General features: G+C 37.7%; 20 protein-coding genes. 10 read left to right on the top strand and 10 right to left on the bottom strand.

Features of this window, described 5'->3' with window-relative positions:
* Positions 1–13 precede the first annotated feature (13 nt).
* The 6 genes from HQN83_RS07320 to HQN83_RS07295 all read right to left on the bottom strand — a co-directional run bounded on the left by HQN83_RS07320 (position 14) and on the right by HQN83_RS07295 (position 13146).
* A complete protein-coding gene (locus HQN83_RS07320) occupies positions 14–1495 on the bottom strand; it encodes a SusD/RagB family nutrient-binding outer membrane lipoprotein (protein ID WP_173089695.1) in 1482 nt (493 codons plus the stop codon).
* 18 nt (positions 1496–1513) lie between these two features.
* Positions 1514–4699, bottom strand: coding sequence for a SusC/RagA family TonB-linked outer membrane protein (locus HQN83_RS07315; protein WP_173089694.1), 3186 nt, complete (start codon positions 4697–4699; stop codon positions 1514–1516).
* Positions 4700–5292: 593 nt separating this feature from the next.
* Positions 5293–5742, bottom strand: a complete 450-nt coding sequence (locus HQN83_RS07310) for a hypothetical protein (RefSeq protein WP_173089693.1) — start codon at positions 5740–5742, stop codon at positions 5293–5295.
* Positions 5743–5755: 13 nt separating this feature from the next.
* Complete coding sequence (locus tag HQN83_RS07305; RefSeq protein ID WP_173089692.1) at positions 5756–7219, bottom strand: SusD/RagB family nutrient-binding outer membrane lipoprotein; 1464 nt, start codon at positions 7217–7219, stop codon at positions 5756–5758.
* Positions 7220–7230: 11 nt separating this feature from the next.
* Positions 7231–10356: a SusC/RagA family TonB-linked outer membrane protein gene (locus tag HQN83_RS07300; RefSeq protein ID WP_173089691.1), complete on the bottom strand. Its 3126-nt coding sequence runs from the start codon at positions 10354–10356 to the stop codon at positions 7231–7233.
* A 303-nt stretch (positions 10357–10659) separates the two neighbouring features.
* Entirely contained in the window at positions 10660–13146 is a 2487-nt protein-coding gene (locus tag HQN83_RS07295; protein WP_173089690.1) for a M14 metallopeptidase family protein, read from the bottom strand.
* Positions 13147–13236: 90 nt separating this feature from the next.
* On the opposite strand from HQN83_RS07295, the gene HQN83_RS07290 reads away from it, so the two are divergent.
* A complete protein-coding gene (locus tag HQN83_RS07290) occupies positions 13237–14538 on the top strand; it encodes a UDP-N-acetylmuramoyl-tripeptide--D-alanyl-D-alanine ligase (protein ID WP_173089689.1) in 1302 nt (433 codons plus the stop codon).
* A 6-nt stretch (positions 14539–14544) separates the two neighbouring features.
* On the opposite strand, the gene HQN83_RS07285 is transcribed toward HQN83_RS07290, so the two are convergent.
* From HQN83_RS07285 to HQN83_RS07275, 3 genes are read right to left on the bottom strand one after another with little or no spacing between them, the layout of a single operon-like run.
* The gene (locus HQN83_RS07285) at positions 14545–15024 is read right to left on the bottom strand and encodes a gliding motility lipoprotein GldH (protein WP_173089688.1); all 480 of its coding nucleotides are present in this window, start codon (positions 15022–15024) and stop codon (positions 14545–14547) included.
* Positions 15017–16579 (bottom strand): regulatory iron-sulfur-containing complex subunit RicT, encoded by a 1563-nt coding sequence (gene ricT / locus HQN83_RS07280; RefSeq protein WP_173089687.1) that lies wholly within the window; start codon positions 16577–16579, stop codon positions 15017–15019. The genes HQN83_RS07285 and ricT overlap by 8 nt, the downstream gene beginning before the upstream one ends.
* Before the next feature lie 2 nt (positions 16580–16581).
* Positions 16582–17730: a DNA polymerase III subunit gene (locus HQN83_RS07275; protein ID WP_173089686.1), complete on the bottom strand. Its 1149-nt coding sequence runs from the start codon at positions 17728–17730 to the stop codon at positions 16582–16584.
* Positions 17731–17949: 219 nt separating this feature from the next.
* On the opposite strand from HQN83_RS07275, the gene ruvX reads away from it, so the two are divergent.
* From ruvX to HQN83_RS07230, 9 genes are all read left to right on the top strand, one after another.
* Entirely contained in the window at positions 17950–18363 is a 414-nt protein-coding gene (ruvX, locus tag HQN83_RS07270; RefSeq protein ID WP_173089685.1) for a Holliday junction resolvase RuvX, read from the top strand.
* Between the two features lie 23 nt (positions 18364–18386).
* Entirely contained in the window at positions 18387–19022 is a 636-nt protein-coding gene (locus tag HQN83_RS07265; protein WP_173089684.1) for an O-methyltransferase, read from the top strand.
* Positions 19023–19025: 3 nt separating this feature from the next.
* Positions 19026–19706 (top strand): glucosaminidase domain-containing protein, encoded by a 681-nt coding sequence (locus HQN83_RS07260; protein WP_173089683.1) that lies wholly within the window; start codon positions 19026–19028, stop codon positions 19704–19706.
* Positions 19706–20608, top strand: a complete 903-nt coding sequence (locus HQN83_RS07255; RefSeq protein ID WP_173089682.1) for a glucosaminidase domain-containing protein — start codon at positions 19706–19708, stop codon at positions 20606–20608. Before HQN83_RS07260 ends, HQN83_RS07255 begins: the two co-directional genes overlap by 1 nt.
* A gap of 50 nt (positions 20609–20658) precedes the next feature.
* A complete protein-coding gene (locus HQN83_RS07250; RefSeq protein WP_173089681.1) occupies positions 20659–21411 on the top strand; it encodes a hypothetical protein in 753 nt (250 codons plus the stop codon).
* Positions 21408–21743, top strand: a complete 336-nt coding sequence (locus tag HQN83_RS07245; protein WP_217277352.1) for a hypothetical protein — start codon at positions 21408–21410, stop codon at positions 21741–21743. The genes HQN83_RS07250 and HQN83_RS07245 overlap by 4 nt, the downstream gene beginning before the upstream one ends.
* Positions 21744–21815: 72 nt before the next feature.
* Positions 21816–22814 carry a DUF3078 domain-containing protein gene (locus tag HQN83_RS07240; protein ID WP_173089680.1) on the top strand — a complete coding sequence of 333 codons (999 nt, stop codon included), beginning with the start codon at positions 21816–21818 and terminating at the stop codon, positions 22812–22814.
* 95 nt (positions 22815–22909) lie between these two features.
* Entirely contained in the window at positions 22910–24250 is a 1341-nt protein-coding gene (ffh, locus tag HQN83_RS07235; protein WP_173089679.1) for a signal recognition particle protein, read from the top strand.
* Between the two features lie 80 nt (positions 24251–24330).
* Positions 24331–25869, top strand: coding sequence for a YifB family Mg chelatase-like AAA ATPase (locus HQN83_RS07230; RefSeq protein WP_173089678.1), 1539 nt, complete (start codon positions 24331–24333; stop codon positions 25867–25869).
* Here HQN83_RS07230 and HQN83_RS07225 read toward each other — a convergent pair.
* Positions 25866–26129: a hypothetical protein gene (locus HQN83_RS07225; RefSeq protein ID WP_173089677.1), complete on the bottom strand. Its 264-nt coding sequence runs from the start codon at positions 26127–26129 to the stop codon at positions 25866–25868. The two genes, HQN83_RS07230 and HQN83_RS07225, sit on opposite strands and share 4 nt — an antisense overlap.
* Positions 26130–26133 lie beyond the last annotated feature (4 nt).

Here is a 26133-nt window from a genome sequence, read left to right as displayed (position 1 = left end):
TAAAAATTTAAAACTACTGTTTGTGCCACCACATTTTAGTGTTGATAGCAACTGCTTTGGGAGTATTAGGGTTAAAGTCTGCAGATACCTTTGGATATAATAATCTTCTAGGAATTTCAGTACCACCTAAACTTGAATTAATTGAAATGGTATATTCACCTTTAACATAACTAGGAGACTCCGCACTAACAGTACTGATAGCTGGATACCCTGTTCTGTTTTGGTCAAAGAATGAATCCCAAGCCTGGCAACGAACAGCTGCTACCCATTTTTGAGTAATGATTGCTTTAACCATTTGCTCTGTTGTACCGCCTTTAAATTCATATGCTCCATTTGGTTGAATGAAAGATTCTGCGCTTTTACCCCATCTTGCAAATGCAAGCGTTACAGCCGCATCATATGCAGTTTTGGCTTTTCCGGCATCACCTAAACGTGCCCAAGCTTCTGCTTGCAAGAATTTAGATTCAGCAGCTGAAGCAAAATAAACTGGATCAGTAGCAGCTAATACAGCTCTTGATGTATTGTTAGTTTGTAAACCTGTAATTGTAAAGTTACCTTGATCTAAACCGATATAATCATTTTTAGCTGGTTGACCTTCTGGAACTTCCACTTTTGCTAATTCAAAGAAATCAGAAATACGTGGATCTTTGTTTTCTTTCAAGAAGTTTAATAAAGTATTACTTGCCTTAATGTTAAAGAAAGTATTCAATTTACGTCTGTCGTACTCATAAAGAGGGTTTGATTTACTTTCAAGATCAGCAAAGCCAGTCATTTTTGCATCTAAAGTAGACAAGAAATCTCCTTCAGTTAATAAAGCCTGAATTGCAGCCTGATTAGCTGTAAAATCTCTCATAAGGAGCTTAAGCTTCAAAGTTTTTGCAAATTTAATCCATTGAGCTATATCACCTTGAAAAATAAAATCTTCATTTCCGATTCTTGGTAATGCAATTGCCTCAGCACCTTTTGAAATTGCTTCGTCAAGTTGAGCTATTAATTTAGCATTTACAACTTTACCATCTTCCCAATGAGGAGCTTTGTTTTTATCACCAGTTAAACCTTCAGTATATGGTAACTGGCTATACAAATCAACTAATACATGGTAATCAAGAACAGACATTACAGAAGCCGGAATATAATAGTTCCATGCACCTGAAGCTTTTGACATTTCCATAGTCAAAGACAAGTCTTTTAATCCACCACCAAAAACGCTAGTCCAGATGCTGTTATAATCAGCAACACCAACAGAGTACTGATCTAAAGTTTTATACTGAGCAGAGGTATTGTTTTGAGTATAATGTTGCGACCAAAAAGCTCCAATATTCTGTATATCACCACCAATTTTAGAAGCCGAATAAGCGATACCTGTAGGCAACAACAATTTAGGTGTTGCTTCAGTTGGCAAATAAGGGTCCCTGTTTATATCTAAATCACTTTTACATCCAACTACTGAAACCAGTGTTGCCATGTATAGTCCGATTATTTTTAATTTCTTCATTTCTTTAATGTTAATAGATTAGAAAGTAACTTTTAAACTTCCACCAATAGTTCTAACTGTTGGGCCTGCGGCAAATTCTCCAAAATTTGAAGTGATATCATTACCGTAGTTTGATCCTTCAGGATCAACAAAATTGTTTGAATCTGGCGTGAAAATCAATAAGTTTCTACCTACTAAACTTACATCGATGTTCTGTAATTTTAGTTTTGATACAAATGTTTTTGGTAATGAGTAAGTAAATACTACTTCACGAAGTTTAATGTAATCACGTTTTAAAACAGCATGCTCATACATAGAGTTGTTGCTTGAAGAACCCCAATAAGCATAAACATTATTCACAGCTATCTGATTTGTATTTTCAGCATAAGTCATTGCTCCGTTTACTACACCTGTTTCTTTAACAGAGTTAGGAATTAGGAATGGCTGACGGAAGTTGAAAGTAGTTTCCGTAGAGTTACCTACGAAGTTGTTTAACTGAGAAGTATACGAGTAGAAGTACCCACCTTTACGCCAATCTACTAAAGCAGAAAGAGAGAAGCTTTTATAGGTGAATTTGTTAGAGAATCCTACCTCAAAATCAGGACCAGACTGACCAACTGTTTTCTTGTCAACTAAGTCCATTTTTGGTAATCCGTTAGCAAGAACAACAACTTTACCTGCATCAGGACCAGATTTTACTCTTTCTACCTGAGGAACTTTATAAACTCCTAAAGGCTGGCCAACTTCAGCTACAAAATCAACTGAATAGGCGTTGTAGAATTGATATTGTTTAACACCATCAAATAATGAAAGAACTTTACTGATGTTTTTAGTGAAGTTAACACCAACATTCCATTGGAAATCTTCGCTTCTAACAGGAGTTCCGGTTAAACCGATCTCAAAACCTCTGTTTTGGATGTTACCGATATTGATAGTTCTTGTAGTATATCCAGTTTCAGCAGGAAGCGTTGCGTTAATGATTTGATCTTTAGTTTTTCTGTTATAGTAAGAAACATCTAAACCTAAGCGGTTATTAAAGAAACGACCTTCTCCACCAAATTCAATCTCAGTAGTCATTTCCGGACGCAAATCAAGATTACCTAAACGTTTGTTATGTTGTAATCCAGCAACACCGCCAATAGGCAATAAAAGGTTTCCGTTAGGAAGCGGTGCAGACCCGTTTTGGTAAGTGTTATAAATTAGATAAGGACTTGCATCATTACCTGTTTTACCATAAGCAGCACGTACTTTAAGCAAGTTTACGTTATCAGATTTAAGTTCTTTAAACAAATCTGTAACAATTAATGAAGCATTTGCTCCAGCATAAAAATAGCTGTTTCTGTTAACCGGTAATGTAGACGACCAGTCATTTCTTAAAGCTACGTTTACGTATAAATAATCTTTGAAAGAGAAATCAAATGCACCAAATGCACCAAATAAACGTCTTCTTACATCCTTAGACTCAAGTACAGGTGCGCTGCTTGTGTTTAATAAACTGTACCATCCCGGTACATTTAAACCTGTAACGAATGCATCTAGTGAATTGTAACCTCTTTGGTTGTAGTTACCACCAGCTGTTGCGTTTAAGCTTATGTCATCAGTTAATTTATAATCTCCCTGTAACATCACGGTCGCATCAATCTGATCATTTTTTCTATAGTTTTCACCATATCTACCAGTAACCGGAGCTTTTCCGCCATCAGCAGAGAATGAACCTGGAGTATATTTGATAACTGAACCATAGTCTCTTAATCTAGTGCTAGAAAAGTCACCACCTAAACGACCAACCGCAGTTAATCCTTTAGCCAATTGATATGATAAATCAACTTTACCATAAACACGGTCATCCTGAGCAACAGCTTTGTTATCTTGAACAACTTTATATGGATTTGAAGCATACAAAGTGTAGAAGTTATCGTAGTTGTTGTATTTGTTATTATAATCTTTTAATGATGTAAGGTTGATATCAACAGGAGTTTGAATTAATTCCTGAAATAACGTTTTACCACCATCTGCACTTCCTTGACCGCTGAAGATCAAGTTTGCATCTTTTCTAACATAATTTAAGCTAAAATTCGCTGTAAACTTGTCGTATTTAGTCGTTCCTCTTAATGAGAAGTTGTTTCTTTTGTATCTGTCAACGTTACCTGGAGTAATACCTCTTTGTCCAACATTTCCGTAAGAGAAAATTAAAGATGTGTGCTCGCCACCTCCTGAAATTGAGATCTCATTGGTATGATCTAAACCGGTATCATAGAAATTACGAACGTTATCTTCAGCATAAGCATATGCTTTTTGTTGACGAACGCCATCAACCTCAGTACCCCATTCTCTGGTAAGTCCATTTAATCTTGGTCCCCATGATCCATTCTCTTCAAAAGCAAAGTTAGGCCATCCTTGACCGAATTGATTTTGAGTAGTGGTAGTCATCAAAACATTACTGAAGTTTATTGCTCCGTTATAAGTAATTTTTAGTTTTTGATTTTGCTTAGCAGATTTTGTGGTAATCATTACAACACCGTGTGCTGCTCTTGAACCGTATAATGCTGTTGCTGAAGCTCCTTTTAAAATATCCATTGACTCGATATCATCAGGATTGATGTCATTTACCTGATTCCCTAAGTCAACAGTTCTGGTTGAAGTAACTGTTGTAGCGTTGTTATCGTTGATTGGAACTCCATCAACAACATACAATGGCTGATTGCCAGTGAATGATGAAACACCACGAATGATTACTTTAGTAGATCCACCAACTGAACCAGAGTTAGAGATACTAACACCAGCTACCTTACCCTGAACACCTGATAACGCATTTACGTTATTTGCAGCAGTAATATCAGCAGCTTTAATTGTTGAATTTGCATACCCTAATGTTCTAGCTTGTTTAGTTTGACCCATTGCAGTTACTACAACCTCGCCCAAAAGATTTGCGTCTGAGGCTAAAACTGCGTTAAGAACGCCTGAAGTTCCAATTGCTCTACTTTGAGCTACATACCCGATGTAAGAAAATTCAATTGTGGTTACTGATTCTGAAATACTTAGTGAGTATTTACCTGTTGCGTCGGTCATCGTTCCGACTTTTGTACCTTTTACTACTACGGTTACACCGGGCAATGGTAGCCCATCATCTTTACCTGTAACTGTACCAGTGATCGTCCGTTGCTGTGCCATTGCCGAGAAAGCAAAAAGCATAGCCACGAACAAACTTTGTAGAAGTTTTTTCATGAATAATAAAATTTAGGTTAGTTAATAATCGCCTAATATATAACCGAATTTTCTATGCAAGCATATTTTTCAAACCACCAACACAACAAATGACTATAAAATGACAATTATATTTATTGCAAAAAACACAAAAACAAGCATAAATAACAAACTAAATTTCGATAATTTAAGAAATAAACGCCTTTAATTTCTAATTCATCAAAAAAATCAGATCATTAACAAATTAAAAGCGGGTGCGAATATAACAAGGATTTCTATAAAGAAATATCACATAAAGTTGGCTCAATTTATGTGATGTCCGTTTTCGATACAGTTAAAAAAGCAGCAATGCTCATCATACTTAAAAAACTAAAACAGATAAGAAGAGCCTGTATATAAATAAAATAGGAGCTTCTTTAGTCAAGGAATACTACCTAACACAGCCGCGAACCTAATCATTGAGCAGCTACGAATTACCATTATTGAGGCGCGTTTGGACATGTGCTTTCACTAGAATTTGTGCGCAGTCTTGGTACTAACAAAAAAGGATGGCCGAAAAATATTTCGGCCATCCTTTTTTTAACCCATAGATAGGTAATAACAAAGTTCTAAAATTATTCTTCTACTGGCTTATCTATTAAAACTTTTACCTTTTGACCAGCAGCATCAGCATTCTGACCAATTGTTAAAGCTTTTCCGTCCTCAGTTTGAGCTTTTAAAAGTGTAAATGTTGCCGTACTTGGAGTTGCCGCACCTGCAGGAATGGTAAACTTTACAGTTCCTGCTTTTGATTCTTTGGCAATCTCTGCGGTTCCACTTGCTACAGTAACAGCACCTTCAACCTTATAAGTTATCGTTATCTTTTGTTGAATACTTGTGCGTAATTGCAAGTCAACAGTAACTACGTCTCCAGGAGCGGCATCGATATCGCTTAAATCCTTAATGGTTACATAAGGAGGTAAACTATTGCTAAAATCAAAGTTATCGCCTGGAGATTCATGCTTTTTGCATGATTGGAACATAACAATTGATAGAAGCGAAACTAAAACTATAATCTTTTTCATATCTTCTCTTTAATTAAAGGTCAAACCACATTTTTTCTGTGAATTTAATTGTATTCTTAGGTGCATTAGGGTTTACAGAGATCTCGTTAGTGATAGGATACTCAAATCTTCTGAATAATGGTCCAGCTGGCGCTCCAATTGGCAATTTCAAAGCTGGCGTCTCCGAACCTTCCGGTCCAGATCTCCTCCATTGTGTAAAGGCATCAATACCTCTATCCATCTTGTCCACCCAATGGTGCATATCTATCAATTTAACCCCAGCTTCTGCATTAGTTATTGCCGGTAATGTAGCAGCAAACGTAGCAGCAGTTCCTGCGTCTACACCGTAATACTTACAAGACTCCTCTACTGCCTTTTTATACAATGTAGTCGCTTTACCCAAGTCAACAGGAACACCTAGACCACGAGCATAAATTTCTGCCTCATAGAAAAGCTCTTCTTGATATGTAAATAAAACCTCTGGTGCGGACGCCGATTGTAAATCAGTAGAGATTCTTACATTCACGTCGTCATCCGCTGTTTCGCCATTCTCTACACCAAAATAGTCAGTTGCTTTAGCTGGCTTGGTAAAAAATTTAGGCAATCTTGGATCTTTTAATGGGCGCATAAAGTCTACAACATTTTTAGTTCCAAAGAAGAAGTTAACCTCTCCATTATATTGCTCATTAATTGCAAATTTAGGATTCTTCTTACCTGCAACATCCTGATAAGGGACTAAACAGTTGTCATCAGCACTAGAAATACGGTTATTTGTAGCCCCGATTAATGTGCCAATTGCAGCAGCTTTACTCGGATCTTTATCAACCATAGTCATCAAGATCCTTAACTTAACGGAATTCGCTAGTCTTCTCCATTTATTCAGGTCGCCATTGTACTTAAACAAGTCATAATCCACTATTTTCAAAGGACTAGCATCATCAAACTGTTTCAATGCATCGTCAATTAAAGTAATACATCCTTCTAAAACATCTTTCTGCGCATCAAACTTAGGATAAGATATAGTTGTATTCCATGCTTCAGAAAAAGGGATATCACCAAATACTGTAGATGTTTCATAAACAGACATTGCCAAAACAACCTTACACTGAGCAGCAGCATTATTATTTACAGGATTTGCAGATTCAGCAAGCTTTATCGCCTCCTTTAAGTTTCCTCCAACAGAGGTATAGTAGGTTCTCCATGAGTTTCCATTACTAAACGAGGAAATATCATATTGTTCTTCTGATGGAACTCCCCATCCTGTTGGATTATCTCCTCCCGTTGCAATTGACTGTCCGGCCAATGCAAAAGGAATATATAAATCCCCGCTTGATCTTAAGTTGATATAAGATGTTACTGCATAAGAAAAAAGCAATTTAGGATCAACTCTTTCTGCTGTATTTGGATTTGTATTTATATCCAGATACTTTTTGCAGGATGATAATGAAAGGCTGGATGCCAATACAAAAATCAATATATATATATAGGTCTTTTTCATTTTTCTATAATCTAAATTTTGAAACGTAAGTTAAATCCAATCGTTCTGGTTGAAGGGAAATTATTAAACTCTACTCCCTCTCCATTACTATTTGCTCCAAAAAGGTTAGACTCAGGGTCTATATGAGGAACGTAAGATTTGATAATCCATAAGTTACGACCTTCAATACCAACTTCCATTCCTTTAAAGAATTTCACTTTATTTTGTAAAAATCCGTTAGGTACTTTATATGATAAGCTAACCTCTCTTAATTTTACAAAAGAAGAATTGAAAATACTCGATTCGGTATTGGTAGAAGTGTATTGTCCCCAATAATCTTGCATACTCTGAACAGGAACTGTATTAGGTGAATATCCTGAACCTGTTTCAATCACACCTTTATCAATAAAGATATTACCGCGATTTGCCAATGTCTCTTTAGCAAGACCTGTGCTTCTCAATGTAGCTACAGTATTTGAGAACATAACACCGCCTTCTCTAATGTCAACAAGGAAACTTAAATTGAAATTCTTATAAGTGAACGAGTTATTGATTCCCATTGTCCAATCAGGAGCGGTACTTCCAAGTCTTTTGTCTTTTACAATTTTACGTAAACCAGTACTTGCATCCATTACGATATCACCAGCATCATTACGTTCCCATGCAGAGCCATAGATACCGAAAGATTTTCCTGTTTCTGCTTTAATCTGCAAACCACTCCATCCGCTCGCAATAGAATAAGAAGCAACATCAGATGGTAATGTAACAGTTTGTTTATTTGTCGCGAAATTTACGCCTAGGTTCCAGCTAAAATCAGTTACCTTAACAGGGATCAAGCCTAATGTTACCTCAATTCCTTTGTTTCTTACCGACCCAGCATTTACAGTTTTAAGTGCAAATCCAGTAGATTGTGGCAAGGCTAAGTTAACAATCTGATCTTTTGTGTTTGTATTGTAATAAGTAACATCCAAACTGATTCTGCTCTGAAGAAACTTCAACTCAGTTCCAAACTCTAATGAACTCTGGTTCTGAGGTTTTAAGTTAGGATTAGGAATTATTGAAGGAATACTATAACCTAGCACTCCATTAAACGGAAATGTTGATCCAAATCCATATTGAGCAAATGCTGTAGTCTGACCAGAGTAAGCAAAAGCCAAACGATATGGTTGACTATCACTACCAACATTCGCCCAACTCGCTCTCAACTTACCATAACTTAACCAGTCGTTGTTATCCTTCATAAGTTCGCTAAATACGAAACCTGAACTCACAGATGGGTAGAAGTAGGAATTATTAGCCTTAGAAAGTGTAGAACTGAAGTCATTACGTCCAGTTACGTTCAAATAAAGATAATCTTTATAAGAAAGACCCGCATCTCCATAAAAACCAACTATTCTACTTTTAGCCGACGAGTTCTGGTTAATTACTGAAGCTGCATTGGAGAAATTATATAATCCATCAACAGTAAGGTTCTGTGCCAATGCCTGATCTGTTCTATTGAAATTTTCGTAAATGTTATTACCAACAATCACTTTCAAGGATAGGTCAGGTGTTAATTTAGTATCAACAGTTGCAATCAAATCATTATTAATTACCCTATTGTAAAGGTTTGCACTAATGAAACTTCCTGTTAAAGCACCTATTGTGCCGTTTTTGGTAGGCAGGAATCTGTTTTCGTTATAGAAATCTGTTCCAATGTTATTTGATATCGTTAACCATGTTGCTGGTTTATACGTAAGTACACCATTTCCAAATACTCGGTCAACTACATTTGTTGAAGTATTATAATTAATGATCCAGTAAGGGTTGTTACCATTTCTGCTTGGAGTAATAGTAATTTGTTCCTTTGTTATTGGATCAACATAGTTATTTTTAATTTGCTCAATATCAAAGTTTGTTGGAAGATAATTTGCACCGATTAAAACGTTAGGGTCGTTAGAACTTTGAGTTGGCATACCCTCACCTTTAGTCCTGGTATAATTTACACTTCCTCTAACATCAAATTTATCCGATATTTTACGTCCAGCGTTAAAGGTTAATGCGTTTTTATTTAATTTCTGTTTATCAACTATACCTGTTTGTATCGTACTGGTATAACCTAAACGATAATCACCTTTTTCATCAGCACCATCAAAAGATATTGAATTGATATAAGTCTGGCCTGTTTTATAAAAGTTTTTAGCATTATCTGGGTGAGCTACCAGAGGGCCATCAACTCCAAGGAAATCAGTAAAATTACGCCCTGCAACTTCAGTTAATTTTGGACCCCATCCATTTAATGACGCTCTGTTATATAAACCTTGTGTTCCCTGAGCATATTCATCCTGAAGATCAGGAAGTTTTAAGATATTATCAAAACGAGTTGAGGAGTTAAACGAAATATTAGATTGTCCTTTAGATCCTCTTTTAGTTGTGATCACAATCGCACCGTTTTTAGCTCTTGCACCATATAAAGCCGTCGCAGCAGCACCTTTTAGCACAACCATGGATTCCACATCATCTGAGTTAATGTCTGACGCGCGGTTTCCGAAATCAGTTCCGGCACTACCTTGAGGTACTGCACCAGCTGAGGTCGAAATCTGAGGAGCACCGTTATTTATAGGTAAACCATCAACTACAAAAAGTGGTTGGCCAGCATCATTAAAAGAAGAACTTCCGCGAATGATGATTTTTGCAGAACCACCTAACGTTCCAGATTGAGCGTTAATTCTAACCCCCGCTACTTTACCCGTTAGTGAGTTTACGATGTTGGTCTCTCTTGCTTTAGTGATTTCCTCACCGCTAACCTTTGTTACAGAATAACCGAGAGATTTTGCTTCACGTTTAATACCCATTGCAGTTACCACAACTTCCGTTAACGATTTAGAATCTGATTCTAAAACTGCATTAATAGTACTCCCTGAAATAGTTACCGTTTGAGAAGTGTAGCCTAAGTAAGAGAAAATTAATTCGGTTGAACCTGATGGTACAGATAGCGCGTACTTACCATCTCCACCTGTTTGAGTTCCATTTTTGGAGCCTTTAACTAAAACAGTTACTCCTGGAAGTGGTTTTCCATCTTCCTTATCCGTAACTGTACCAGTAATTGTTCGATCTTGCGCCATTGCAGCCCCTGCAACAAACAACAAAATGAACAAACTTTGTAGAAGTTTTTTCATAAAAAATTAAATTTTAGGTTAGTTAATAATACTTAAATATACGATTTTGATATGCTAGCATAGATGTTTTATTGCTTCCCTAATTTAAATGACAATAAAATGACATTAAATAAACGCTATTAAGAATGCAAAATACATGTTTTGCCAAACATTATACTGAAATACGAAGCAAAACTACGCTTTTAATCAAAAAAAACAACCTAAATACTATTATTCAAAATATTTAACTTTTTTTAACGTGTTAGATTACAATAATTAACTATATAAAAATTCAATTGTTGTTAATTTTAACTCCAAAAAAAATTAATTGACCAAGAAGACCGCATTGGTAAACATCTGCTTTCCGTTTTCCCAAAACGATCTGAACAGCACATCACTTCCAAGATAGATTACTGTTCCCTTAGAAATGGACTGAATCCCAAATAACAATCCACTATTCAATTTCCTCAAAACGCCTGCTCCAACAACACCTGCTACATAACTATTTGGCTTTAAAACCCCTACATTCCAATCTTTATTTAAAAGTTCATAAATTTTATCGTCTGTTTTTAATGCGTAATAATACGTTCCCAATCCAGCCGTAATAGGATGACTCCTATCTAAATCAACCTTAAAAATTGCTCCAGGTATGGCTTCCGACAAATCATCAAGATTGCGTTCTCCGTACTTTCTTACATCATTAACCTTTGATTCATTTTTTGAACTTTCTCTCAACTTAATATTAAAAGGTTTTTTACCCGCAGCGCTAGAAATTGCATCCTCAAACAGAATTACCTTACCTCCATTCTCTATCCAACTCTCCAATTTATCATTAATGTCCTCTCCATAATTTCCATCAGTCATAATCAGGGTATTAATTTTGTTTATATCCAGATTATCTATGTTATGTGCAGCAATCATCGTTACAGGATAGTTCAACTCTTGCTCAAAGAAATGCCATGCCTCTCCAACACCTTGAGTAGAAATACCTGTACCAGCCACTATCGCTACCTTAGGGACACTTAAAATTGGATAAACTGACGAACCGAAATCCTTTCCTTTATCTACATAACCACTCGCGGAAGTATAAACTACGGTATTTAGATCCTTCTGGATGCGAGCAATCTTGGCCGCAAGGTTTCTAACCAGACGCTCATTCTCAGTTCTGTACACCAGTAGTGACCCCGAAGGAAACACTTTATTCCCAATAGTAAACTCCTGCTCTGCTGATCGCACCTTAATCCCCGCCTTTTGCAGGGCGATAAGAACCTGAGCATCTTCTATCGAATTCCATCTAAAAATCCATGCATAAGGTTTCTCAGCCACATCCGACTGTTCCTTGCTCTCCTCTAAGGCAGCGTAACTTCCCCTTACAGATTCTTTGGTAGCATAGGATTTTAAACCGAAGGCGTAAGGCAGCGCCCACGCAGTAATATCGTAAGTATTAGAATCGCTAACAGCTGTTTGAGGTTCAAACAACACATTAGCTAAAACAGCTTTAGGCTGCAGTAGGTTTACAATTAAATCGTTCCTCTCTACTTTAAATCCTTCTACCTTTTTTGTTTCATAATTGTATCCACGTAAGTTTTTATCTGATCCAAAGCCATACTCAATGCCATTTTTCTTTAATAGCGCAGCCAGCTTTTTAATTCTACTTAAGTTCTCCGCCTTTATTATATATGATTTATAAATACCCGGAGGGTTTGAGACTGCTTTTTCAAAATAAAGCTTAAACTCATGAACAAGTTTATCCGCATTTTTTGAAACAGTTTCAATTGTAGCCATACTGGTAGCATAGTGGTGGCTTATTCTATCTTTAAGCGTCAGTGTGTCTCCATCTAAAGTAATTACCGCCAATCCAGCCCCAATCCCCCCTTGCTCATAAGTCATCCCAACTGCACCATTATATAAAGGATAAGTGTCGCCATAAGATGGATATAACAAATCGAATCGTTCTTTAGTGAAGTACTGCCATCCGTTTTCATCAAAATACTTTGCATTATTTTTCCCTACAGTAACCTGGAATTCACGCTGCCAAGGGGTAATATCTTGATGAATTGGCTCAGCAGCCGGGGCAAAATAATAAGGCTCATTATAGCTTTGCTCATGAAAATCTACATGAACTTCAGGCATCCATTCATGATATAGCTTTAGGCGTTGTTGCGTTTCAACCTGTGTCTGCCATGCCCAATCTCTATTTAAATCAAAATAATAGTGGTTAGATCTACCTCCTGGCCAAGGCTCTGAATGCTCCCTTGCCATCGGATTAGGGTTTGGCTTATGACCGCTCACTGAATTAAAATAATTCACATACCTTTCTCTTCCATCCGGATTAAGACATGGATCTATAATAATAACGGTGTTTTTTAGCCAATCCTGAATTTCATTAGTTTTAGCCTCAGCCAACGTAAATATGGTTTTCATTGCAGTTTCTGTAGAACTAGCTTCATTTCCATGTACATTATAGCTTAGCCATAGTATCGCCGGTTGTTTTCCTTTTTGCTCGTTTGATGATTGCGCTTTACTCAGACTCAGATTATACTTTCTGATTTGCTCTAAGTCATCTATATTCTCTTTTGCAGAGATAACAGCGACGAGTAATTCTCTTCCTTCATAAGTTTTGCCATAGTTTACAAGCTTTATGTTCTTTTCTTTACCAGAGATGTATTTAAAGTAGTCGACCACTTTATCATGGGCCGTAAATTTGCTCCCAAGAGCATAACCTAAAAATTCATCAGGAGATTTTGTTTGAGCATCAACAACACTCAAGCCAGCTAGTAAAAACAGAAAAGGAAGTAGAAAATATTTCATATCGACGAATTAAGACTCCAAAATACTAAAGAATATTTTTTGTTTCTCTTTCATAGTGTAATTTTACCATATTAATTATTCAATTTATCTATGACGGCTATCGAATCCCTTTACCAGCACTACTTAAAACATCCTGTTATATGTACAGATACAAGGAATATAACTCCGGGATGCTTGTTTTTCGCCTTAAGGGGAGATAATTTCGACGCGAACACTTTTGCCGAAAAAGCGCTGACTAATGGCGCCGCATATGCTATTATAGATAACCTGGCTTACAAAACCAGTAAGCAATGTATTTTAGTACCTGATGTATTGAGCACATTACAGGATTTAGCCAAACATCACCGTGCTCAGTTAAACATACCTGTAATAGGTTTAACTGGCAGTAACGGAAAAACAACCACTAAAGAACTCATAAAAGCCGTTCTTTCAGAAAAGTATAAAACCTTTGCTACCAAAGGCAATTTAAATAACCATATTGGTGTGCCTCTGTCTATTTTATCATTAACAAATGATACCGAGATTGCAGTAATTGAGATGGGCGCCAACCATCAAAAGGAAATAGAGTTTTTGTGTACTATTGCCAAGCCAACCCATGGACTGATTACTAATGTTGGCATGGCCCATCTTGATGGCTTTGGGGGATTTGAAGGGGTTAAAAAAGGCAAAGCCGAGCTTTATGCCTACCTAAAGAACAACCATGGCATTGCCTTTATAAATAGGAACAATCCTTACCTAATGGAAATGAATGCTGCTGCAAACTTAGATAAGGTAGTTTATTTTGGCACTGAAGCTACAGATGTGATATCTGGAAAGTTGGTTAAAACAGATCCATTAATTGAAATCTCCTGGTCAGATAAGACCGGTAGTTATGAAACGTCTGTTAATTTAACCGGGTCATATAATTTCGAGAACATACTTGCGGCTATATGTATCGGAGCGTTTTTCGATGTTACTCCTGAACAAATAAACAAGGGCCTTTCAGGATATTTCCCTAACAACAATCGCTCACAAATCACAAAAACTGAGAACAATACGGTGATATGTGATTTTTATAATGCTAACCCTAGCAGCATGACTGCAGCTTTAAACAACATCTCATTACTATCTGCTTCGCAGAAAGCAGTGATAATAGGTGATATGTTTGAACTAGGTGATGAATCTGCTGAACAGCATGATCTTATTGCCAAACAGGCTGAGCAGCTTAATGTGAAAACGCTAGTTTTTATTGGAAAATACTTTTACACACTAAAGGATAAGTATAAAGGAAACTTCTTTAGCACACCTTCAGAAGCTCATGAGTTTTTAAAAGAAAACCCTATAAAGGATAATATGGTACTTTTAAAAGGCTCCAGAGGTATGGCGCTGGAGCAACTGTTACCATTGTTATAGTAAATACTAATTACTACTTCTTGCCTCTACTTTTATACCCGCATCACTGATCTCAGCAAGCGGATTATCGCGCATATTCTGTTCTATTTCCAGAAGATACTTCCCTGCAGCAGGGAATTTATAATTGGTAAGCAATGGCAAATTATAGGTAAACAAATTACCTGAACCCGAACCATTCCACTGCCCATCAGGCTGTGCTAACCTATACTCATAGCGCCTCGTATGCTTTTTTTGCCCTCCTCCACTAATGTGAAATAGCACAAAAATATTAGAGTACCTGTAATCTGCGGTATGGCGCAGTTTAAAATAAATATTATAAGGTTTACTGCTATCCGTAATTTCAACCAAGGTTTTAACCTTATTAGGGTAACTCCAGTTACGTGCAGGCATCGACATATTGCTGTCTACAAGCGTGTTGGTATCACATCCACTAAAAAAGAGAACGATTAAAACAGAAGACAGCAGTAAAACTTTTAAATTATTCATCCTTAGGCTTTTCCTTTTGTTTTTTCCTACGGTTATTGTTTCTATTCCTATTCTTATTTGCCAATGGCTGACCACCTTCAGCGCCCGCTTGTGCAGGAGCTGAACCCTCAATAGGCTGAGCTATATCTGGATTACTCTCCTTTTTAATCTGATCATTCCTATTATTCCCCTTAGGCTGTTGCCCTTGTTTAGGGTTTTGAACGGGCTTATCTCCCTGTCCAGCTTTTAATCCCTGAGGAGGTTTAACACCTTGAATTGGCTTACCGCCTTGTGCAGGCTTAGCATTTTGAACATTAGCAGGTTTTGCTCCTTGGGCGGGTTTATTAGGATTTTGAACAGGCTTGTTCGCGTTTTGAGCTGGCTTAGGGCCTTTCTCAGGTCTATTTCCACGATCTCTATTCTCGTTACCTCTGTTCGCGTTGTTCTTATTATTTTTATTGCCTTTATTTCTAGGCTTATCATCCAAACGAGTTAAACTATCTTGCCCAACAACGTTTTCATAATCAGGTATTTTCTCAACTAAAGTTACCGGAGTTAACTCAATTGCCTCTTCTTTAAGGTTAACTGGTTTTTGTCCGCGCTTATTCATTGCCATGATCTCTTTAACACGGTCTACCTTTAGTGGAATCCAATCCTCAGTATTAGGATAGCTGAACCACATTACCTTTTTAAAGATGTCAGTTTTTTGATGACGAGCTACTCCGATCTCCGTTTGCAAACTTTCAATACGATCAGGAATATCCTTTAACGCATCTAAATACGTATCCAACTCATAATTTAAACAGCATTTTAGCTTACCGCATTGTCCGGCTAGCTTTAAAGTATTTAAAGAAAGATTCTGATACCTTGCCGCAGCTGTTGATACTGTTTTAAAGTTAGTTAACCAGGTAGAGCAGCACAATTCGCGACCGCAAGATCCAATTCCACCTAATCTTCCAGCTTCCTGACGCATACCAATCTGGCGCATTTCAATACGGATTCTAAAGGTTTCTGCCATCTTTTTAATCAGCTCTCTAAAGTCAACACGACCTTCTGCTGTATAAAAAAACGTAGCTTTAGTTTTATCTCCCTGATAATCAACATCACTGATTTTCATAGATAAACGTAAGTCTAAAGCAAGAGTACGTGCTTTATGCATCGTTTCCCACTCTAAGCCTTTAGCTATTTTCCATTTCTCTACATCAGCTTCAGTAGCTTTCCTATAAACTTTTCTTGTTACCTGATCCATAGTAGCTTTACGGCGTTTCATCTGCATACGTACCAGCTCTCCTGTTAAGGAAACATGGCCTATGTCATATCCACCGGTAGGGCCTTCAACCGCGATTAACTCCCCTATTTCTAGGTATATGTTCTCGCTATTCAAGAAAAATTCTTTCCTTGCGCCCTTAAATTTAACTTCTATTACTTGAAAAGGTATATAATTTGAAGGCATGTCAAGATTAGACAGCCAGTCGTAAACTTCCATTTTTCCGCATCCTCCAGTAAGGCAAGAGCCATTACTTTTGCAACCCGAGGGGGCACATCCGCCACCTGTAGAACAACTTCCACATCCCATAATTAACCGTATATATATTGAGTCCCTTTCGGGAGCGTTTTAAACTTAATTATTTTTACTAACTGTAAAGATACATCTAAAAACAGAATTTTAGGATTTGCATTTCTCTCGATATGATAATGCGCCTTTTCCAATTCTGATATAATGGCATCCGCCATACTTAGATTAAGTACATGAGTTGATAACCTTTTTGCCGTTTCCATAGCCGAAACTGGTAGCTTAACCAAGTCCTCTGCACCACTTAACAACAAGCTACACTCCCTTAAAAAGCTAATGCCGTACTTTAAAAAATTCTTTTGGTTTTCTCTTCCCCAACCGGCAATCTGCTCTACAAAGGCGGTTAAATCTAAAACCCTGTTGCCGTATCCCATTCGCAACCATTCGGCAAATTTATCGGCATTTTCGTTTTGCGTATTGGCCACCAATTGCTTGGCTTCTATCAAATTCCCATCAGCCAAAAAGCTATATTCTGTAGCCTGATTTTCTGATAAACCAAACTCATCCATCAAATAACTTTCGACAGTTGCATGAGGCAATTTAGGAACCTTAACAATTTGCGTCCGCGACAACAAAGTAGAAAGAATCTGCTCTTGATTGTTTGCAACTAAAATGAATAAGGTATTTTGAGGGGGTTCTTCAATAATCTTTAACAATGAATTGCCCTCTTTATCTAAATATTCGGGCAGCCACATGATCAGAACTTTCGTCTCTGCTTCAAAAGCTTTATAACTTAATTTTTTGATGATATCATGACACTCGGCTATGTTAATATTGGCCTGTTTATTCTCTGCGCTCAGCTTAGAACGCCAAATATCCATGTCAAAATAAGGGTCGGCCAGCACCATACTTCTCCATTCATCCAGAACATCTACAGCCGTTTTTACGTCTTTAGAAGCAAAAAATGGATAAGAAAAATGTAAATCAGGGTGAATATATCTTTCATACTTTCGGCACGAAGAACATTCGCCACAGCTATCATCAACCTGTTTATCAAGGCAGTTAATATACTGGGCATAGGCGATGGCTAAAGGCAAAGCACCACTTCCTTCTGACGAAAGAAACAACTGCGCATGACTTATCCTATTCTCAGCAACTGTTTGTATCAATTGCTGTTTTATGCTCTCCTGTCCTATTATATTCTTAAACTGCATTTGGTGCAAAATAGCAAAATTTTAAGACTTGCCATTATTTGCCCTTAAAGTTAACCAACAGTCAACAGATAATGGCTTGGTTTGGCTTTTCTTTGAGCCTGGGTTGGGTTTGCTTCGGATAAAAGTACCTGTTCTCCGAAGCAAACCCAACCAAATCCTCACTCAGTCCCGAATAAGCCGAAGCCCGGGTACCTCCCAGAATTTATTATCTTTGCCAATATGCCCAGAATTTTAGCTTTTGATTATGGAACCAAACGTATCGGATTAGCCGTTACAGACCCTTTGCAAATTATTGCAACCGGATTGGACACCGTACATCCTAAAGACGCAATAGAATATTTAAAGAAATACTTTCTAACGGAACAGGTAGAGGCTTTTGTTTTTGGTGATCCAAAGCAAATGGATGGCACACCTTCCGATTCTGCCCAGCATGTAAAAGGGTTCGCAAAAACATTAAGAAGAACCTTTCCTGATATTCCGCAATACTGGATTGATGAGCGTTTTACCTCTAAACTTGCGCATCAAACAATTATGCAGAGCGGATTAAAAAAACACGACAGACAAAATAAAGAACGTGTTGATACTATTGCAGCCACCATTATTTTGCAATATTTTATGGAACAGCACCGTTAATAGTTTGCATTTATAGAAATTATATGAGCCTTATCAGCGATGACATGCAGCAGCTTTTGCTTAATTACTGCGAACCAGAAAGCGAACTGCTACAAAGAATAGACAGAGAAACCAATCTAAAAGTGCTAATGCCGCGTATGCTTTCTGGTCATTACCAGGGTCGGGTGCTTAGTTTTTTAAGTAAAATGGTAAGTCCAAAGCGCATTTTGGAAATCGGAACCTTTACAGGCTATGCTACTCTTTGCCTCGCCGAAGGCCTAACGGAAGACGGAATCTTATATACGTTAGATATAAATGAGGAACTTGAAGAAATGGTTCGCCGAAACTTTGCTCAGTCTGAGTACAACAGCAAAATAAAATACATTCTTGGTGATGCCACTCAAACAGTAAACACGCTTGACGAAACTTTTGACCTTGTGTTTATTGATGCTGACAAGAAAAACAATGGAACTTATTATGATCTTGTTTTCAACAGAATCAGGCCTGGTGGGCTCATTATAGTAGACAATGTGCTGTGGAGTGGAAAAGTACTGAACACCAATCAGGATAAAGACACTAAAAATATCACTACATTTAATGACAAAATTGCGGCAGATGACCGTGTAGAAAAGCTCATTCTACCTGTTAGAGATGGGTTATTTATCATCAGAAAAAAATAAAGTATGGTCAGATCATTACTGTTTGTTTGGCTTTGCGTTTTAGCCATAACGTTTAGCGCCAAGGCCCAAACCACAGCCGAATATATTGCAGAAAATGTAGAGTATGCACAAACGCTAATGCGGGAACATAAAATTCCTGCCAGTGTTATTCTTGCTGTTGCAATACATGAATCGGCTTCCGGCACAAGTAAAATTGCCAGATATCTGAACAATCACTTCGGGATTAAAGGCCCGAATAGCAATACCGAAATCCGTTCGTCGTATAGAGACTATCCGTCACCTAAAGAATCTTATGATAGCTTTTTGGAGTTTTTAAAAAGCCGCTCTTCTCTTAGTCCGCTTTTTGACAAGTATGATCAATTTGATTATAGAAGCTGGGCCAGAGGTATTCAGCGTGGCGGTTATGCAAGAAGCAGAACCTGGGCATCTCAAATTATTGGCATCATCAAGAGAAACAATCTTTCGCAATACGATGAGAGGCCAGATGATTATGTAGAACCACCTGCACCGGTTGTTAGTAGAACACACAGATCTTCAAAGAAATCAAGATCGACATATATTGTTAAAAAAGGCGACAGCCTTAACAAAATAGCAAAATCGAGGGGAACAACCGCTGCCTCGATAATGAAAAAAAATGGGTTAAAAGGCGCTGCACTTAAACCCGGACAAAAACTTAAACTATAATGAACAAAAGATTAATCATCCTGGCCGTAGCCATTCTATTTTTCTCTGCTTGTAAATCAAGAAAATTAAGCCGCAACAATAAAGAAATTGAAAAAGCAGCGAACAAAGCAAACCCTGATTATAAGTCGCGCACTACTACAGCTTATATTGATGAGTTTAAAGGCGTAGCAATAGAGGAGATGAATAAATATGGCATTCCTGCAAGTATTACCCTTGCACAGGGCATCATTGAGTCGGGAAGTGGAAACAGCGATCTTGCAAAATATGCGAACAACCACTTTGGTATTAAATGTACTTCTGAGTGGAAAGGAAAGGGGTATTATAAAGAAGATGATAAGGTAGATGATTGTTTCAGGGTTTATAAAGACGCCCGAGAATCATACAAAGACCACTCTGAATTTTTAAAAAGAAAGCGTTATAGCGCCCTTTTTGAATTGGATAAAAACGATTACAAAAACTGGGCTCTTGGTTTAAAACAAGCCGGTTATGCTACTAATCCTAAATATCCGGATCTATTAATTAACATCATTGAAAAGTACCAATTGTATTTTTACGACATGCCTGAATCGGAAAATGAGAAGTTAAAACGTGAAGACCGTGTATTCTCAGAAATTAACGCGAATATCCCTCAGGAGAAGAAAAAATTCACACCTGTGGCTACTCCACCTTCAAAACAGATTGTTAAAGCCCCCGATACCTTAAAAATAAGCACACCAGCTGTAAATGACAGCACGCTCTATGCAAAACCGGCAACTAAAGATAACCCATATACGGTGAAACAAGGTGATACCCTTTACAATATTTCTAAACGCTTTAATATCTCAGTTGATGATATAAAAACAATAAATAATCTGGCTGACACTGGCATTAAAATTGGCCAAAAGCTTGTGTTAGTTAAATAATGTTAATGTTTATTAAGCGCAGATAGTTATCTTGTAGTTTTGTATCTCAAATGAGATTTTTCAGCCTGTTATTAATCCTTTATTGCTCTGCATTAGCTGCCATGGCTCAAACGGCCACGGTTAAAGGCTTTGTTATTGATAAAGATTCGAAGCTTCGCCTGGCTAAAGTTTATATTTACAACGCAAGTAAAGATGAGGGAATATACAATACGCCAAAGGGCGAATTTGCTATAAATGCTTCTGTAGGGGATACGCTGTATGCTGTATTGCAAGGTTATGCCGTTGACACCCTTGTACATAGTGGACAGAAATCGGTATACTTTCAGCTAAAGTCTCTGGGTATCAATTTACGCGAAGTATCTATTACTGGAAGAAAATACACGCCAAAAGAATTGCACGCCAAAACTTTAAAAGAGTACAAATACGCGCTGGATAAGGGCAAAGCTAAGGACCTATTAAATCTTGGATTGGGTGGCGCAGGATTAGGTATTGATGCCATTTACAACTTGTTAAGTCGCGATGGTAAAAATGCACGACATCTTCAGAAAATATTGGAGCGTGATTATAATGAGGCCATCATAGATTATAGGTTTACGCCTGATTATGTAAAAAAGGTGTTGCAAATAGGTGACTATGAGATTGAGGATTTCATGCAACAATACCGGCCTACTTATCAATTCGTTTTAACGGCTTCAGATTATGCTTTTGTTGTATATTTAAGAAACAGTTATGCAAGCTACAAACGCAATCCAGCTGCTTTTAGACTACAACCACTGCCAAAAATAACAGTAGAAGAATTTTGAGACCCCTCTTTCTCATATCATCTAAACTGCCCGCCAATGCAATGGCTATTTTCCCTTTTATTATTTTAAAAAACAAGGCTCTAAAGGTTGATAAGGTCTTAATTAACCATGAGCGTATACACTTTAAACAGCAACTCGAATTGCTAATTATACCATTCTATATTTTGTACTTATTGAATTACCTGATCAACCTGATCAGGTACAAGAATCATTATTTGGCTTATTTTAACATCCTCTTTGAAAAAGAAGCCTATCACTTTGACGACGACCTTTCTTATTTAACTCATAGAAAGGTATTTGCATGGATTAGATTTGCCAAGAAAAACGCTTAAATAAATAGCTATTTAATAATTAGTTTATTAATAAACTTTTAATAAGTCACATTTTTGTTTTTCTTTGTAGTAATGAAGAGTTTTAATATCTGCCTCTTGTTATTGTTTATCACCTCATCAAGCCTGATCGCTCAGGAGATTGATACTGTGCCTATTGAAACCAAAGGGCTGGAGATAAAATTAAAGCGTAGCCCCTTGCCATCAAGGACAGGGATACTTAATTATACACCGGTAAAAATTCCTCCGGTGGTTATAGCTGAAAAAATCAACTACTGGAAAACCAGGACTAATGTTGGGATTAATATTAATCAGGGAACCTTTTCAAATAACTGGAAAGCAGGGGGAGTAAATTCGTTCGCTCTTGGTGGAGCGATCGATTACCGGGCTGAGTATAGAAAAGAGGGCTATGGTTATATCAGTCAGGTCATGCTTGAATATGGTAAGATCAAAAATAAAGATCAGCTACAAAAGAAAACAAGGGATAGGATTTTTTGGGATAACAAGGCCGACTTACGCTTATCCAAAAGCTGGTATTTTTTTGGATCTGTAACCTTTGAATCTCAATTTGACAATGGATATGCATATTTCCGAAACAACAAGAATGAAGAAAGAGATACACTGGTCTCTAAGTTCATGTCTCCAGGCTATTTGACAGAATCAATTGGTTTTGAGTATAAGCCAGTAGGTTATTTTTCAACTAGGATCGGTACCGGTACTGCAAGACAGACGTTTAAACTAGACACTACTTTCAACCAACAATTTAATGGGGGAAACTTCGGTGTAGAGCGAGGCAAAAAATTCAAAAATGAGCTCGCTTTTCAGATCGTAAGTAATTTTGACAAACAGATCTTTAAGAACGTAAACCTAATGGCAAGGTATCAAATGTTCATTCCTTATGACAGAAAATTAGAACATATTGACCATCGCCTTGATGTGGAGCTAAGATCCCAGATAAACAGGTTAATGAATGTAACACTTCGAGGAGTGGGCCTGTTTGATAAAGATTCTGACAAGGAAATACAGGCAAGTCAATCCCTGGCAATTGGTATAGCATTTACGTTCCCTCGTTAATATTCTACATAAAGATTACGGATATTGTTATCTGTATCCCGCAAAATTAATAACTTTGCAATTCACAAAAAATTGAACACTAAGCATTAAAGAAAATGTTTGAAAATTTACAGGATAAGTTAGACCGTGCGTTTAAGGTTTTAAAAGGACAAGGAAGTATTACAGAGATCAACGTGGCCGAGACCATGAAAGAAATCCGTAAGGCCTTATTAGACGCCGACGTAAATTATAAAACAGCTAAAAGCTTTACCGATGAGGTTAAAGAGAAAGCATTAGGCTTAAATGTTCTTACCTCTGTTTCTCCGGGCCAGTTACTTACCAAGGTAATGAACGATGAGCTTACCGCTTTAATGGGTGGTGAAGTAACAGAGTTAGATTTAAAAAACAATCCTACTATTATCCTTATTGCCGGATTAAACGGTGCTGGTAAAACAACATTTACCGGTAAACTGGCTAACTTCCTTAAAAGTAAAGGCAAAAAACCTTTATTGGTAGCCGGTGACGTATATCGCCCTGCAGCAGTAGATCAGTTACAGATTTTAGGTGAGCAAATTGGAGTACCTGTTTATTCGAACATTGCCTCTAAAGATCCCGTTGGCATTGCCTTAGAAGGTATTGCTGAAGGTAAAAAACAAAACAATAATGTAATCATTATAGATACGGCCGGTCGTTTAGCGATAGATGAGCAGATGATGGATGAGATCGCTGCCGTAAAAGCCAGTACTAAACCGCACGAAATCCTGTTTGTTGTTGATGCCATGACCGGACAGGATGCGGTTAACACGGCAAAAGCATTTAACGATAGATTGGACTTTACCGGTGTTGTATTAACCAAATTAGATGGTGATACACGTGGTGGTGCTGCTTTATCAATTAAATCTGTAGTAAATAAACCAATTAAGTTTATTGGTACAGGTGAGAAAATGGAAGCTCTTGATGTATTTTATCCTGAAAGGATGGCTTCAAGGATTCTAGGTATGGGTGACGTGGTTTCCCTTGTTGAACGCGCTCAACAGCAGTTTGACGAAAAGGAAGCAGCTGAACTTCAAAAGAAAATCCGCAAAAACAAGTTTGATTTTAACGATTTCTACAATCAGATCCAACAGATCAAAAAAATGGGTAACATGAAAGACCTTATGGGCATGATACCGGGTGTTGGAAAAATGATGAAGAACGTTGAGATTGAAGATGATGCATTCAAAAGTGTTGAGGCTGTAATTCAGTCGATGACTAAATTTGAGCGTGAAAACCCTGATAGTATCCAACAAAGCAGACGTTTACGTATTGCTAAAGGTTCGGGTACAAAAATTGAAGAGGTTACTAAACTCATCAAACAATTTGAAGATATGCGTAAGGTGATGAAGCAATTCTCTAATCCTGCTGCTGCTGCAAAAATGATGAAGAACATGCCGAAAATGCCGCAAGGCAGAATGTAATTGCAATAAATCTTACAAATTCCAACCACTTAAGGTCTAAATCAGCATAGTTTAGTAGTACACTTACGTATTCATAAACTATGCTCATAAAAACCTTTGGAAGTGCCGTTTTCGGAGTAAATGCATTAACCATTACCATCGAGGTAAGTATAGGAGGGGGAAACCGATATCATATTGTTGGCCTTCCTGACAATGCTATTAAGGAAAGCTTAAGAAGGGTTGAAAGCGCTATTCAATCGGCAGGGCTAAAAATGCCTCGCCAAAAGATCGTCATCAATCTTGCTCCTGCAGACATTCGTAAAGAAGGGTCTTCTTATGACCTGCCAATTGCCATTGGGATTCTTGCTGCTTCAGGACAAATAGAAATCCCTGAAATAGGCCAATACTTCATCATGGGAGAGTTATCTCTGGATGGCAGCCTCCAATCTATAAAAGGTGCACTACCTATCTCTATACAAGCTAAAAAGGCCGGATTTAAAGGTTTTATCCTTCCCAAGGATAACTCAAGGGAGGCTGCAATAGTAAGTGACCTGCTAGTGTATGGGATGAAGAACCTGGCAGAGGTAGTTTCTTTTTTTAATGGTTCAGAAATCCATGAACCTGTTGTTGTAAACACAAGGAATGAGTTCTTTAATAATGTGAGCAGCTATCCTCATGATTTTTCTGATGTAAAAGGACAAGAGAACATAAAGCGCGCACTAGAGATTGCCGCAGCAGGTGGACATAACCTCATTTTAATTGGCCCTCCAGGTGCCGGAAAAACCATGCTGGCAAAGCGACTGCCAACCATTTTACCTCCTTTAAATCTGCAAGAGGCACTGGAAACTACAAAAATACATTCCGTTGCAGGCAAGCTAAGCGCAGCAGATACCTTGATGACAGAAAGGCCATACCGAAGCCCCCATCACACGATTTCGGATATTGCATTAGTTGGTGGAGGCGCAAGCCCTCAACCAGGGGAAATCTCTTTGGCTCATAACGGAGTGTTATTTTTAGATGAGTTGCCGGAATTTAAAAGAAGCGTATTAGAAGTAATGCGCCAACCCCTTGAAGACAGACAGGTTACAGTCTCCCGCTCGAAATTAAGTGTTGAGTACCCAGCAAGCTTTATGCTTATTGCCTCAATGAATCCTTGTCCCTGTGGCTTTTATAACCACCCAGAGAAGGAATGTACCTGTGGGCCGGGTATTGTCCAGAAATACCTTAGTAAAATATCAGGGCCACTTTTAGATCGTATAGATTTACATGTAGAAGTTACTCCCGTAAACTTTAACGAGCTCACCTCTGCTTTTGAAGCTGAAAAGAGCGAAAAGATACGGGATAGGGTTATTAAGGCCCGGGCCATTCAAGACGATCGCTTTGCGGCCATCACTACCCTTCACTACAATGCCCAGATGAGCCCCAACATGGTTCGTAACATTTGTAAGATCAATGATTCCGGACAGGTATTGATAAAGCAGGCCATGGAAAAACTAGGGCTATCTGCCAGAGCTTACGACCGCATTTTAAAAGTATCCAGAACCATTGCAGACCTTGATGGAAGTCCTGATATTGAACTTGAGCATCTGGCTGAGGCCATACATTACCGCAGTCTTGATCGTGACAGCTGGGCTGGTTAATCCAGCTCTTCTTCCAGATCATCCTCGTCTTCCTCTTCAGGAACATAAGCCATGATCTCTCTGCCAATGCTATTGATCTCTTCATCTATTTCAAAAACGGGAATAGCTGTTTCAGGATCAAGCTTTAACCATTGCAGGTCTGTGTCTTTTTGTATGTGAGCATACTCTTTGCCATCTTTAAAGATTACATAAGTATCATTTCCTTCTGGAAATACGGCGTAATCAATATTTCCAATTGTAATGTCGAAGGGCTGTTGCATAGTA

The sequence above is a fragment of the Pedobacter foliorum genome (assembly GCF_013266735.1).
GTDB lineage: Bacteria > Bacteroidota > Bacteroidia > Sphingobacteriales > Sphingobacteriaceae > Pedobacter > Pedobacter foliorum.
Note: the sequence above shows the minus strand (reverse complement) of the source record. Positions and strands in the feature narration are given on the sequence as shown.